The sequence below is a fragment of the Dyella amyloliquefaciens genome (genome assembly GCF_004296575.1).
Lineage (GTDB): Bacteria > Pseudomonadota > Gammaproteobacteria > Xanthomonadales > Rhodanobacteraceae > Dyella > Dyella amyloliquefaciens.
In genome coordinates, this window is record NZ_SAYT01000007.1 from 616,843 (window position 1) to 630,922 (window position 14,080).

The window sequence follows — 14,080 nt, forward strand, 5'->3', positions numbered from 1 at the left end:
ATGGACAATCTCTTCTTCGGCTATTTCATCTGGGGCCTGCTGCTGGCGGCACCGCTGTGGTGGATCGCATGGCGATTCAACATCGTGTCCTGGCTGCCGCGGTTGCGTTCGCTGCTGCGCCGGCGCGTGGTGCAGTTGCCGCCGCAGATCGAGCCGCTGGTCATTCTCGGCAAGCGTCAGCACGGCGGCGAGGGGAGGAAAGCGTGAGGACCATCGCCGTCATTTCTTCGGTAGGTGGCGCGGGGCGCACGATGCTCACAGCCGCGCTGGCAGGGCTGTTGACGAACCGCAGGCACGCGGTGCTCGCCGTTGAATGCGATCCGCGCAATACGCTGGCGTTGTACTGCGGCCTGCACGATCCCGCGCGCGCAGGTCTCGTGTCGCACATGCTCGCGCCGAGCGGCGACGTGGGTGCGGCTGCACTGGAAAGCGAGGACGGCGTGCTGTGGCTGCCATGGGGCGGTGCGCGCGACGACAGCAGCACACTGGACGCCGTGCAAGCGGCAAAAGTCTCCGCCACCTTGCATGGGCAGCATTCCTGGTTGCGGCAGCTGCTGGCGCGCGTGGACCTGCCCGGGCACGGTGTCGTCCTGATCGATGCGGCGACCTGGCCCTCGGTGCACGCCGCGCAGGCGATCGACGCGGCGGACCTGGTGCTCGTCGTGGTGCCTCCGCAACCGCTGGCCTGCATCACCTTGCCGCGATTGCGCGGCGAACTGAAGGCGCTTGGCAAGGCCACCCTCTACGTCGCCAACGCGGTATCGCCGGCGGCGCAGCTGCACACGGACATTCTCACCTTGCTGCGCAACCTGCTCGGGACGGAACTGTCCCCGTACCGCATCCATGCGGACACGGGCATTCCCGAAGCCTTGGCGCGCAACGAGAATTTCTGCATCAGCCAACCGCATTCACAGGCAGCCCATGACCTGCAGGGCCTGGCGACGTGGCTGTCCACCTGGACCCGCCAGTCCGCTCGTGCTTCCGCTTCGTCGGCAGGAGGCGCGACGTGAGCGAAGCCGCCGCCAGCCCGCGCATGACCACGCGTCTCAAGCTGCTGTTGGCGAGGCAGATCGGTGTCGAGGCCGATGCGGCAGCGCGCGTGTGGGCGGTTCGTCTGCTGTTCCGCGAACCGAGGGAGGGTAAGCGCGACTGGGCACTGCATGGCGCCAATGCGCTGTCGAACCAGTTGCGTGACGAGCTGGCGGTGGGTAAGGACGATGGCTTCCGTACCTGGTGTACCCGACTCTTCTTCAGGCCTCGCCGTCGTCGCGGACGGCTGGCAATGGATCTTCGCCGCGCGCGCCACCTTCGCGCGAAACAGCGTCGCTCGATGTTGCTGGGCCGCATCGGCGAGTGGCTCAAGCCCGTGAACGGCGTGTTCATACGCACCGGCCATGCCGTCAGCTCGCGCCTGCCGTCCATCCCGTGGATGAAGGTCAGCGAGCGGGTGCATCAGTCGTCGGAAACCATGGACCGCGTGCCTTATCTCAAGCCGCTGATCCTGCTGCTTGCGCTGGCGGTCACGCTGGCGTTCTGGACGACACCGCTGGCCATCGCCGACCAGTTCCGCCTGTTCATCCTGGTATGCGTGGTGATGTTCATCGCGAGGCGCATTCCGGGGCGCTGGCCCACCATGTTGATGGTGTCGCTGTCGATCCTGATGACCGGGCGCTACATCTGGTGGCGCACCACGCAGACGCTGAACTTCGCGTCGACGATAGAAGCCATCTTCGGCTACATCCTGTTCATGGCCGAGATCTACACCTGGATCGTGCTGTTCTTCGGCTATATCCAGACGGTGTGGCCGCTCAATCGCCAGCCTCAGCCCTTGCCGGATGATCCGGCCGAGTGGCCGACGGTCGACATCTACATTCCCACCTACAACGAACCCTTGTCGGTGGTGAGCCCCACCGTGCTCGCCGCCAAGAGCATGGACTGGCCGCGCGACAAGCTGCGCGTCTACCTGCTCGACGACGGCACCCGCGAAGAGTTCCATCGCTTCGCCACCGAAGTGGGGGTGGGCTATATCACCCGCGAAGAACATCGTTACGCCAAGGCGGGCAATATCAACCATGCGTTGAAGCTCACCAGTGGCGAATTCGTCGCCATCTTCGATTGCGACCATATCCCGACGCGCTCGTTCCTGCAGACCACCATGGGCGAGTTCATCGTCGATCCGAAGTGCGCGCTGGTGCAGACGCCACATCACTTCTTCTCGCCGGACCCGTTCGAGCGCAACTTCGACACCTTCATGCGGATCCCCAACGAGGGCAGCCTGTTCTATGGATTGATCCAGGACGGCAACGATTTCTGGAATGCGGCGTTCTTCTGCGGCTCCTGCGCGGTAATCCGGCGCGGACCGCTGGAGGAGGTGGGTGGCATCGCAGTGGAAACCGTCACCGAGGATGCGCACACCGCCCTCAAGTTGCACCGGCGCGGCTACCGTTCTGCCTATCTGCGCATCGTGCAGGCCGCGGGCCTGGCAACCGAAAGCCTGTCCGGCCACATCGGCCAGCGCATCCGCTGGGCGCGCGGCATGGCGCAGATTTTCCGCGTGGACAATCCCTGGCTGGGCAAGGGCCTCAGCTTCTTCCAGCGCATCTGCTACAGCAACGCGATGCTGCATTTCTTCTATGGCATCCCGCGCCTGACCTTCATGCTGATGCCTAGCGCTTACATGTTCTTCGGTCTGCATGTGTTTGGCGCGGACGCGGTTTCCGTGATGGCCTATGTGCTGCCTTATCTGTTCGTGTCAGGACTGGCCAACTCGCGCATCCAGGGCCAGTACCGCCATTCGTTCTGGGCGGAGGTCTACGAGTCGGTACTGGCTTGGTACACCGTGCTGCCCACCACCGTCGCCTTCATCAATCCCAAGAAGGGCAAGTTCAACGTCACGGCCAAGGGCGGCCTGATCGAGCAGGAGTACCTCGACTGGGCCACCTCCAAGCCGTATGTGTGGCTGCTGGCGATCAACCTGGCGGCGCTGGTGGCGGGCATCGTGCGGCTGTTCACGGCCGACCGCGACGAGCCGGTCTCGGTGCTGATGAACATGGTGTGGGGCCTGTTCAACGTGGCGATGCTCGGTGCCGCCGTCGGCGTGGCGCGCGAGACGCGGCAGGTGCGCGTTTCGCATCACATCCCGCTGAAGGTGCCGGCCACGCTGATTCTTGCCGATGGCAAGACCGTCGCCTGCCATACCGAGAACTATTCGACCGGCGGCCTGGGCATCGTGTTGCCGAAGACGATGGGCCTGAAGCGGGGCGACCCCATCGGCGTGAGCTTGTCGCGCGGCGCAATGGACTATTACTTCTCCGCCGTGGTCGCGCGCTCTTCCGAAACACACCTGGGACTGAAGTTCGAAGACTGGTCCCACGAGAAGGAGACGCAGCTGATCCAGTGCACCTTCGGCCGTGCCGACGCGTGGGCGAACTGGGAGAAGGAACTGGTCACCGACGCGCCGCTGCACAGTTTTGTCGAAGTGATCGAGATGGGTTTCCAGGGTGTGTTGCGCCTGTTCGACGCCGGCCTGGATGCCGTCGAAGCGGTGGCGCTCCGCCGGCCTCGTCGGTCTGAATAACGGGATAGCTCATGGGATTCTGGAATCTCTATTTCATCGCCAAGATCTACCTGGCCTCCATCGGTTCGCTGAAGCCGAACTGGTGGCTCAACCTGCTGTTCGCGGTGTGCCTGATCGTGCCGCTGCGCCAGCGGTGGCAGCGCACGCTGCGGCTGGTGCTGGCGATCCTGGTGGGCATCGCGTTGCTCTACCACGAGTCGAACTTGCCTCCCTTCGGCTACCTGCTGAAGCAGCTGCCGGGCCTGGCCTCGTTCTCGCCGACCTATCTGCTGGAATTGGCGCGGCGCGCGTTCACCCCGGCGATGGTCTACATCCCCATCCTGGCAATCGCGATTTACGCCGCGGTCAATCGCTGGGTGCGTGTCACCACGTTCGTGCTGCTGGCGCTGATCGCGCTGCCGATATGGCAGGGCATCGGCACGCTGGTCGCGCAGTCTGCCGCGCCCTCCGGCCTTGCCGCCAATCCGCGTGCCGACGCCAACCTCGCCAACGCGGGCGCCGATGGGCAGACGGGAAGCTACGACGAGCAGCTCGCCGCGTTCCATCACGCCGAGAAGAATCGCCGAGTGGCGTTCACGCCAGCAAGCGCCGACCCGGCGTCGCAGTTCGACGTCATCGTGATCCACATCTGCTCGCTGTCATGGGATGACATCGACGTCTCCAACATGACCGACGCGCCGCTGCTCAGCCGCTTCGACTACGTCTTCAAGAACTTCAGCAGCGCGGCCAGCTACAGTGGTCCCGCCGCGATACGCCTGTTGCGCGCCTCGTGCGGGCAGGAGGCACACCAGGAGCTCTACGGCGAAACCTCGCCGGACTGCCACATCTTCGCTGACCTCGCCGCGGCCGGTTACGACGTGCAGTTCCTGATGAACCACAACGGCCGCTTCGACGACTTTCTCGGCGTGATCCAGCGTGAAATCGGCGTACCAGGCCTGCAGCCGCAGTCCACCGAAGGTCTGCCCACCGTCATGCGCGAATTCGAGGGTTCGCCTCTGGTCGGCGACTACGACGCTCTGGCGAAGTGGTACCAGGGGCGCGTGGCCAAGGGCGGCGGTCCGGTGGCGTTGTACTACAACACGGTCTCGCTGCATGACGGCAATCGCCTGCCGAACAGCAACCTCAGCAGCCTGCAGTCCTATCCCATCCGCCTGAAGAAGCTGATGGACGACATCGACCGGCTGATCGATGTGATCAGCCACTCGGGCCGCAAGGCCGTACTGGTCTTCGTGCCCGAACATGGGGCCGCGCTGCGCGGTGACGCCGGACAGATTTCGGGCCTGCGTGAAATTCCCACGCCGCGCATCATTCGCGTACCGGTGGGCGTCAAGCTGATCGGCCTGCCGGCGGACAAGGAGCCCCAGGGCAAGGGCGTGGTCATCGACAAACCCACCAGTTACCTGGCCCTCGCGCAGCTGATGTCCAACCTGATGTCGCACAGTCCGTTCGCCTCGGATGCGCCGGCGCTGCAGCAGTACGCCAACGATCTGCCACAGACGCGCCTGGTCGGCGAGAACGAAAACACCGTCACCATGGGCACTGCCGACGGTTATGTGATCCACACGCCGGAGGGTGTGTGGGTGGAGGGCAAGTAATGGCGACGCCAAAGGACGAACACGTCAATCTTCTGCCCAACGACATCGATGCGTACGCGCACTCGGTCGAAGGTATTGATCCTGCCCGCTACTTCGACAGCCAGGCGCAGGAAGTCTGGCTGGCAGCCCGAAAGCGGTGGCCGTTGCTGGCATCGGCCTTGTATCCCGAGGCGGATCATTCGGACGATCACGCATAAGCCGGGCCGACCCGGCGCGCGCAAGATGACTCAGGCCGCCGTTTCGAACTCGATGCGGTCGCGGCCATTCTCCTTGGCCTGGTAGAGCAGGGCATCCGCGCGGCGAACCAGTTCGTCCAGGCGGGCGTTTTCACCACGCCGCGCGAGGGCAATGCCGAAGCTGGCGGTCATATGGAAAACCTCGCCGCCCACGGCAACGATGCTTTCCTCGTGCAGTTTCGTGCGGATGCGTTCGGCCAGTTCGTTGGCCTGGTCGAGACTGTCGACGCCGAGCAGCACGGTGAATTCCTCGCCGCCGATGCGGGCGACGATATCGTCCGCGCGCAGGGCGTCGCGGCACAGCGCGGCAAGCTTCACCAGTGCGCGGTCGCCGGTTTCGTGGCCGTAGCTGTCGTTGATCCGCTTGAAGTGGTCGATATCGAGCATCACCAGTGCGAGATAGCGCGAGCCGGTGCGCTGGTCCGACAACTGCTGCGTGGCCTTGGCTTCGAAGGCGCGGCGATTGAGCAGGCCGGTGAGTGCGTCGGTGTCGGCCATGGTGCGCAGCTCGCCAATCAGGCGCTTGCGCTCCTGTTCCAGCCGCAGGCGTTCGATGCTGTGCTGCTTCAGCACGTTCAACGCACCGAACATGTCCTTGATCTCGCCGCTGTAGCCGGCAGCGGGAACGGTGGCAGTGAGGTCACCGGAGGCCATGGCGAGGATGAGCCGGCGCGCCTCCACAAATGGGCGCACGATCTTTTCGCGGAAGCGCCAGGTCACCAGCAGCAACACGCCGGTGAGTGCCGACGCGAGCATACCCGAGCCGATCACCAATGCCCTGTGTCGCTTCAGGCTGGAAAGAATGGTGCTGTGGGCGAGACCAAGCGCGTCGTCACGAAAGCGGTCGATCGACGCTACCGCAGGTCCGTATCGCGCGGCCAGTTCGGCGGGCGTGACCGCGGCGCCACCGGGCTTCGACGCTGAATCGCGCAGCTGGTCGATATAGGTCAGTGCGTCGGCGAAAAACGTTTGGGAGAGTTTTTCGAAGTCGGTGTGCAGCGGCGGTGGAAGTCCGCGCAGGCTGGGCGTGAGCAGGAAGCGCAGCTGATCGATCTTGCCCAGCGTCTGCCCGATCGTGAACTGCTCGTCGGGCGAGAGTTCGCGATGGCCCGCCAGGGGCGCAATGAGTTGCGACGCGAGCTTTCCCGACTGCTCGCGCAGCAGCGCCGCGAGTCGCGCGGCAGTGAGGTAGGTCTGCACGTCCGCGTTCTCGCGGATCACGCCCATCGCCGTCACATCGCCGATGGAGGCGAGCATGGGTATCGCCGTCGTCAAATCGTCGAAGGTGCGCAGGACTTCTTCGTCGGATCGATCGGCACGCGGCCGTTTGGCAATCTCGTCGAGCGCCTGCCTGGCTCGTGCCACGGTCGATGCCGCCTCGGCAAAGGGGCCGGAGAGCGAAGCGCAGGTATCGCAATCGTTGTTATGCAGTGCGGCATCCAGCGCCTTCAACTGCGCATCGGTGGCCTGCCGCATCTTGTTGATGGCTGCGATCTGCGTCTCCGTCGCTGACTCCGGTTGCTCGAGCACGACGAAAGTCGGTCGACGCTCGGCGGAAATATTGGCCATGGCGCGCAGCGCGGCCTGCATCACCGCGTACTGCTGGTCGGCCTCGCGGGCATCCCGGTAGCCCTGCCATTGCTCGGCGAACACCCACAGCACCAGGGCCAGTACGACGATGTAGATGACGCTGACGATGCGGCGGAATCGCCGGTTGACGGAGTCGCTGGCTGGCACATGGCTTGGCATGACAGCGGGTCTTCCTCGATGCATGTCGGCAGATGGCGGGTCGCTCCGGACTTCACCGGGGCGGTGGCACGTTGAACAGGCGGCCTCCTCTTTCCGACCGATTCCCCAGGGGCGGAAACGCGCTGCGCACGGCCGGCGCCAAGGTGAATGAGGAGGCATGTTGGCGGCGTGATGAGCTGCGCCCGGGAGGCCGGGAGCGGGGCCGCAACGCGGTTTTCCGGCCACGGCGCGGGCGGCGCATGGCACACTTCCACTTTTCCCGGGACGACCGGGCGTGCCGGCGGGCTTGCCGGCCTCACACCGACGCGCGCTGCCTGGGCAAATAACGGGGCAGGCCGCCACCAGGAGATCATCTGCCGTGTCGCACTATGCCGGCCCCTTGCTCACGCGCCCCGCCGGGGAAGCGCTCCTCGCCGCGCGAACGGCTGGCGCGACCGAATGGACCGGTTCGCTCGACCTGGGCCGCTCCACCGGCAGCGTGACGCTGCAGACGGATGCGTGGCAGTGGAACGGCCAGTCCTATCCCTATCCGGGCAAGCTCAAGGACCGCACGATCTACTACTGGGATGGCGACGAGTTCGCCGTGATCTCCCGCTTTTCCGGCTCGCTGATCAAGCTGGTGCCGACGGAGTGGGGCGCCCCCACGTTTGAGATCGACGGCATCAAGATGCTGCCCACCTCGAAGGAGTCACCGGTTGACGACGCGCGCCGGAAGGTGGCGCTGGTCGAGCCGCGCGGCAAGGTGGTGCTCGACACCTGCGGCGGCCTGGGCTACTTCGCGGCCTGCTGCCTGGAGGCCGGCGTTGCTCGCATCCAGTCATTCGAAAAGAACCCCGACGTGCTGTGGCTGCGCACGCTCAATCCGTGGTCGCCGGATCCGGACGCTCCCGCCAGCGGCGGCCGCCTTCAGCTTGCCCATGCCGACGTCTCGCAGGCAATCACGCAGATCGCCGACGCCTCAGTGGATGCGCTGCTGCACGATCCGCCGCGCTTCGGTATTGCCGGCGAGCTGTATTCCCAGGTGTTCTACAACCAGCTCGCGCGCGTACTGCGTCGCGGCGGGCGCCTGTTCCACTACACCGGCAGCCCCAACAAGCTCACCAGCGACCGCGACGTTCCCCGCGAAGTGGAGAAGCGGCTTGAGAAGGCGGGCTTCAAGGCGCAGCTGGCGCTGGATGGCGTGCTGGCGACGCGACGCTAGCAGCCATAGGGCAACAGCGTCCTGCCGAAGGACGCAAAGCCCCCCTAGCTCGACCCGGCATCTGTGGTGTTAAGTAGCGGGATCATCCACCCGTTTGCCGGAGTCGCTCATGTCCCGTGTCCCTTCCGCTGCTTCGCCGCTGGCCAAGCCTCGTATGTTTTCGCGATTGGCCCTGGCCGTGGCGATGGTGCTCGCCGGTGGCGCAGCGGTAGCCCAGGACAATCGTGCGGATAGCGTGCCGCCGCCGCAGGACACGCCGTACCCCGGCACGGTATCCATCCATATCGATGCCAACGACACCACGCAGGGCATCTTCCGCGTCCGCGAAACCATCGCGGTGAAGGCGGGTCCGTTGACGCTGCTGTATCCGCAGTGGATTCCCGGCGACCACTCGCCGACCGGCCCCATTGCCAACCTCGCGGGCGTGAAGCTCACCGCCAACGGCAAGACCCTGATGTGGAAGCGCGACAAGTACAACGTGTACGCCTACCACCTCGACGTGCCCGAAGGCGTCTCCAGCATCGATGCGGAGTTCCAGTACCTGTCGGGCCGCACCGACGACCAGGGCTTCGAGATCACCCAGCGCATGACGGACGTCGAGTGGAGCTCGATGCTGCTGTATCCGGCGGGTCACTACTCGCGCCAGATCACCTTCGCCCCCAGCATGACCGTTCCGCACGACTGGCAGATCGCCACGGCGCTGGAAACGGCTTCGCGCTCGGGTGACACGGTGACCTTCAAGCCGGTGACGCTCAACAACCTGGTCGATTCGCCGGTGTACGCGGGCCAGTACTTCAAGCGAGTCGATCTCACCTCGTTCGACAAGGTCCCGGTCTACCTCGACATCTTCGCCGATGCGCCGAAGTACCTGGAAATGACGCCGGAACAGGTGACCGTGCACCGCAACCTGGTGACGCAGGCAATCAAGCTGTTCGGCTCGCACCATTACGACCACTACGATTTCCTGTTCTCGCTGTCGGACGAGATGTCCGGTCACGGCACCGAACACCACCAGTCCAGCGAAGACGGCCTGGACGCCGACTATTTCACCGCGTGGAAGGAGGCTGCGCCCGGCCGTGATCTGCTGGCCCATGAATACACGCATTCGTGGAACGGCAAGTTCCGTCGCGGCGAGGACCTGTGGACGCCCAACTTCAACGTGCCGATGGGCGACTCGCTGCTGTGGGTGTACGAAGGCCAGACGCAGTACTGGGGTTTCGTGCTGACCGCACGCGCCGGCATGTGGTCGCCGCAGGAATTCCGCGATGCGCTGGCCATGACGGCCGCCAACTACGATCGAAACCGCGTGGGCTTTGAGTGGCGCACGCTGGAGGACACCACCAACGATGCCACCATCGCGCGCCGCGCCAGCCTGCCGTTCCGCAGCTGGCAGATGAGCGAGGAGTACTACAGCGGTGGCCAGATGATGTGGCTGGAAGTCGACGGCAAGCTGCGCGAGCTCACCAACGACAAGAAGTCGCTGGACGATTTCGCGAAGGCCTTCTTCGGCGTCGACAACGGCAGCTACGTCACCAAGACCTACACCTTCGACGACGTCGTGTCGACGCTGGATGGCGTGGCGAAGTACGACTGGGCGAGCTTCCTGCGCAACCGCGTCAACGTGCTCAACCCTCCGCTGCAGAACGGCCTCGAAGCCACCGGCTGGAAGCTCGTCTACACCGACCAGGAGAGCGGCTACGAGAAGCAGTACAACAGCCGCTCCGAGCCGGCCCGTCACCTCTACAACTTCGCCTGGTCGATCGGCCTGACCATGAACGACAAGGGCCAGGTCAACGACGTGCGCTGGAACGGGCCGGCCTTCAAGGCCGGCGTCAGCACCGGCGCCACCCTGGTCGCGGTGAACGGCGAGAACTATTCGACTGATGCGCTGAAGGCGGCGATCACGGCGGCCAAGGGCACCAAGACGCCGATCCAGCTCCTGCTCAAGTACCAGGGTGGTTATCGCAACGTCGCCGTGGATTACCACGATGGCTTGCAGTACCCGCACCTGGTGCGCGTGAGCGGCAAGCCCGACTACCTCAGCGAGATCATCGCGCCGCGCAAGTAACGATGGGTGCACCCTTAGGCGCGGTTTGCCGGGGCAGGGCCTGACTTCCTACCCATGGCATCCGCGCCGAGGTGTGCTTAGGTGTCCTTTTTACGCCGTTCATTCGGGGGATTCAGATGCTTCGTCTTCGTACGCTCGTGGTTGCCACGTCCATCGCACTCGCCGCCTGCTCGCAGCAGTCGAACGAGCAGGCCCAGCAGCCCGCTCCGGCTCCGGCCAGCACCGCGCCTGCCAAGGCGTCCACCGCACCTGCCGCGCCCGAGGTCAGCGCCGTGAACCCGTTCCTCGAGCCCAGCACGCTGCCGTTCCAGGCACCGCCGTTCGACAAGATCAAGGACGGTGACTACCAGCCGGCCCTCGAAGAAGGCATGAAGCAGCACCTGGAGGAGATGAACAAGATCGCCGATAACCCGGAGCCGCCGACCTTCGAGAACACCTTCATCCCGATGGAAAAGTCGGGCCAGCTGCTGTCGCGCGTGCGTCGTGCGTTCTTTGCCGTCACCGGTGCCAACACCAACGACACGCTGCAGAAGGTGCAGCAGGAAGAGGCGCCCAAGTTTGCCGAGCACCAGGATGCGATCGTCCTCAACGACAAGTTGTTCAAGCGCATCGAGACCATCTACGACCAGCGCGATTCGCTCAAGCTCGATCCGGAATCCAAGCGCCTCGTCGAAGTCACCTACAAGAACTTCGTGCGTGGCGGCGCCAAGCTGTCCGATGCCGACAAGGCCAAGCTGAAGGATCTCAACAAGGAAGAATCCGGCCTGCGCACGCAGTTCACCACGAAGCTGCTGGCCGCCACCAAGGCCGGTGCGCTGGTGGTGGATGACAAGAGCAAGCTTGACGGGTTGTCCGACGGCGACATCGCCGCCGCCTCGCAGGCCGCGGCGAATCGCAAGCTGGACGGCAAGTGGGTGATCCCGCTGCAGAACACCACCCAGCAGCCGGCGCTGCAGGGTCTCAACGACCGCGCCACGCGTGAGCAGCTGTTCAACGACTCGTGGAACCGCGCCGAGAAGGGCGACGCCAACGACACGCGTGACCTGATTGCGCGCATCGCGCAGATCCGTGCCGAGCAGGCCAAAGTGTTGGGCTTCTCCAGCTATGCCGCATGGAAGCTCGAAGACCAGATGGCCAAGACACCGGAAGCGGCGCTGGGCTTCATGGACAAAATCGCCCCGGCCGCCACTGCGCGCGCCGAGCGCGAGGCAAAAGATATCCAGGACGTGATCGACCAGCAGAACGGTGGCTTCAAGGTCGAGGCGTGGGACTGGAACCACTATTCGGAACAGGTCCGCAAGGCCAAGTACGATCTGGATGAGTCGCAGATCAAGCCGTACTTCGAGCTGGACAACGTGCTGCAGAACGGCGTGTTCTATGCCGCCAACCAGCTCTACGGCCTGACCTTCAAGGAGCGCAAGGACATCCCGGTGTGGCAGCCGGACGTGCGCGTGTTCGAAGTGTTCGACAAGGACGGTTCGTCGCTCGCGCTGTTCTATTGCGACTACTTCAAGCGCGACAACAAGAACGGCGGCGCCTGGATGAGCAACCTGGTGGGCCAGTCCAAGCTGATGGGCACCAAGCCGGTGGTGTTTAACGTCGCCAACTTCACCAAGCCGGCCGAAGGCCAGCCGGCGCTGCTGTCGTTCGACGACGTGATCACCATGTTCCACGAGTTCGGCCATGGCCTGCACGGCATCTTCGCCAACTCGCAGTACCCGAGCCTGTCCGGCTCCGCCACGGCGCGCGACTTCGTGGAATTTCCGTCGCAGTTCAACGAACACTGGGCGACCGATCCGAAGATCTTCGCCAACTACGCGAAGAACTATAAGACGGGCGAGCCGATGCCGGCCGAGCTGGTGGAGAAGATCAAGAAGTCGAAGACCTTCAACAAGGGCTACGACATGACCGAACTGCTCTCGGCCGCACTGCTCGACATGAGCTGGCACAGCCTGGGCCCGGATGCACCGAAGCAGGATCCGGACAAGTTCGAAGCCGACGCACTGGCCAAGGCCAAGATCAACCTGAGCTACGTGCCGCCGCGCTACCGCTCGAGCTACTTCCAGCACATCTGGGGCAACGGCTACGCCGCCGGTTACTACGCCTACCTGTGGACCGAGATGCTGGCTGACGACGCGTTCCAGGGCTTCGTCGACAAGGGTGGCATGACCCGTGCGAACGGTGATCGCTTCCGCGAGATGATCCTCTCGCGCGGCAACACCGAAGACCTGGCCAAGATGTACAAGGACTGGCGCGGCAAGGATCCCAGCATCGAGCCGATGCTGCTGAACCGTGGCCTGAAGGAAGCGCCGCAGAAGAAGTAAGGCGTTATCCATCGTGAGCAGAAAGGGCCGGCATTGCCGGCCTTTTCTTTGGCGGCGCATCGATGCACGGCTGCGTAGGAAAAGAGCGCATCGCCACGGACATCCACCCCTACGCGGGTACGCTGCATGCTGATGGTCGCGCGGGGGCAACGCCGACAGGCGTTCTTGCTTGTGCTTGCTAGGGTTTCAAGGTCACTCGTGGGATCGAGCAAAGGATGTCGTGAGTGACCTCGACAGCAAGGTCGAGTAGCGCGGACCGAGTGAGTTGCACCTCAAACGGCCCGCTGACCATCACCAACTACGGGACAGTTGATCATGGCTAACCACGATCATACGGTACGCATTCGCCCGTCCGTTCCCCCCGACGGCGCCCTCACTCCTCCATCTGGCACCTCGTCATCCACGCGTGTGGCATGGCCCGAAACCCGGCGTTCCAGCGCTCGCGGCGACATCGCCCTGGCGGTGCTCGCCCTCACGCGACTGCGTCATGACAGCGAGCAATGCCGCAGGGCGAGGGCGCGTGGATTCCCCGGCAGGCCACTGGAATGGCCGCTTCCCACGGCCGTCACGGCCAGCCTGGGCACCGCCATCCAATGCCTCCAGCAATACGCCAGCCTGCTCGGTCACGAGCCCCGAGTGAACCCATCACGCATCCGATGATCGCCTGCGCGGCGCGTCGCCTTGCATGGCGATGCGCCACGCTCAGGCGATCACTGACGCAGCCACTAGGCATGCACTGACACGGACGGCTGCAAGCGCCCGCCCGTTCTGCAGTCGTGTCTGACAAGGAAGCGAAGCCATGGAACTGATCCAGCTCTCCCCACGCATGGACGTTGACCCGTCACTGCACCTCCGCTCCCCCGGCGAAGTATTGCTGCTCGACTACATGCTCCCGGCAACCATGAATCACCAGCAGCTCGCCCGCCGCACAGGTATCCGCGCGCCGCATCTCAGAGAGTTCCTCACCGACGCCCGCCCCATGACTCCCCGGCAAGCCATCCGCCTCGCCCTCGTACTGGACACGTCACCGCTCTACTGGCTGGTACTGCAAGCGCACTACGACCTGGCGCGCGAGGCGCAACGCGCCTCTGCGGATCGCTAGACGTTGGTGCCCCATAGGTTGCCGCGGGCGGGAGGTCCGCTTCCTGCCCATAGCGGACCCTGCCCGACGAAGATTAAGCTGCGATCGCTAAATCGGGAATGTCCGTATATGGACTCCTCCCCATTGCAAGCCTCCCGTGCTCTGGCGTCCGTGTCGACTGCACACGTATATCCGGCCTCTGACAACCACACCGCATAGCGGTGCTGGGCCATGATGGGCTAGTCGCGC

The 14,080-nt window shown here is 64.5% G+C and carries 10 protein-coding genes; 9 read left to right on the plus strand and 1 reads right to left on the minus strand.

Annotation, left to right across the window (positions count from 1 at the left end; translation table 11 throughout):
- The 5 genes from EPB08_RS18665 (at position 1) to EPB08_RS18685 (ending at position 5,369) form a co-directional block, all read left to right on the plus strand.
- Positions 1-207: a hypothetical protein gene (locus EPB08_RS18665; RefSeq protein ID WP_130620589.1), complete on the plus strand. Its 207-nt coding sequence runs from the start codon at positions 1-3 to the stop codon at positions 205-207.
- On the plus strand, positions 204-1,010 hold the full coding sequence (bcsQ, locus tag EPB08_RS18670) for a cellulose biosynthesis protein BcsQ (RefSeq protein WP_130620590.1): 807 nt from the start codon (positions 204-206) through the stop codon (positions 1,008-1,010). The genes EPB08_RS18665 and bcsQ overlap by 4 nt, the downstream gene beginning before the upstream one ends.
- A gap of 419 nt (positions 1,011-1,429) precedes the next feature.
- A complete protein-coding gene (bcsA, locus tag EPB08_RS18675) occupies positions 1,430-3,577 on the plus strand; it encodes a UDP-forming cellulose synthase catalytic subunit (RefSeq protein ID WP_425598267.1) in 2,148 nt (715 codons plus the stop codon).
- Between the two features lie 11 nt (positions 3,578-3,588).
- The gene (gene bcsG, locus EPB08_RS18680; RefSeq protein WP_130620591.1) at positions 3,589-5,172 is read left to right on the plus strand and encodes a cellulose biosynthesis protein BcsG; all 1,584 of its coding nucleotides are present in this window, start codon (positions 3,589-3,591) and stop codon (positions 5,170-5,172) included.
- Positions 5,172-5,369 carry a hypothetical protein gene (locus tag EPB08_RS18685; protein ID WP_130620592.1) on the plus strand — a complete coding sequence of 66 codons (198 nt, stop codon included), beginning with the start codon at positions 5,172-5,174 and terminating at the stop codon, positions 5,367-5,369. The genes bcsG and EPB08_RS18685 overlap by 1 nt, the downstream gene beginning before the upstream one ends.
- Positions 5,370-5,399: 30 nt before the next feature.
- Here EPB08_RS18685 and EPB08_RS18690 read toward each other — a convergent pair whose 3' ends face one another.
- Positions 5,400-7,157, minus strand: coding sequence for a GGDEF domain-containing protein (locus EPB08_RS18690; protein WP_165418540.1), 1,758 nt, complete (start codon positions 7,155-7,157; stop codon positions 5,400-5,402).
- A gap of 358 nt (positions 7,158-7,515) precedes the next feature.
- On the opposite strand from EPB08_RS18690, the gene EPB08_RS18695 reads away from it, so the two are divergent.
- The 4 genes from EPB08_RS18695 (at position 7,516) to EPB08_RS18715 (ending at position 13,852) form a co-directional block, all read left to right on the plus strand.
- On the plus strand, positions 7,516-8,358 hold the full coding sequence (locus EPB08_RS18695; protein WP_130620594.1) for a class I SAM-dependent methyltransferase: 843 nt from the start codon (positions 7,516-7,518) through the stop codon (positions 8,356-8,358).
- 109 nt (positions 8,359-8,467) lie between these two features.
- Positions 8,468-10,426: a M61 family metallopeptidase gene (locus EPB08_RS18700; protein WP_130620595.1), complete on the plus strand. Its 1,959-nt coding sequence runs from the start codon at positions 8,468-8,470 to the stop codon at positions 10,424-10,426.
- 116 nt (positions 10,427-10,542) lie between these two features.
- Positions 10,543-12,750 (plus strand): peptidyl-dipeptidase Dcp, encoded by a 2,208-nt coding sequence (gene dcp / locus EPB08_RS18705; RefSeq protein ID WP_130620596.1) that lies wholly within the window; start codon positions 10,543-10,545, stop codon positions 12,748-12,750.
- A 799-nt stretch (positions 12,751-13,549) separates the two neighbouring features.
- On the plus strand, positions 13,550-13,852 hold the full coding sequence (locus tag EPB08_RS18715; protein ID WP_130620598.1) for a HigA family addiction module antitoxin: 303 nt from the start codon (positions 13,550-13,552) through the stop codon (positions 13,850-13,852).
- Positions 13,853-14,080: the final 228 nt, after the last annotated feature.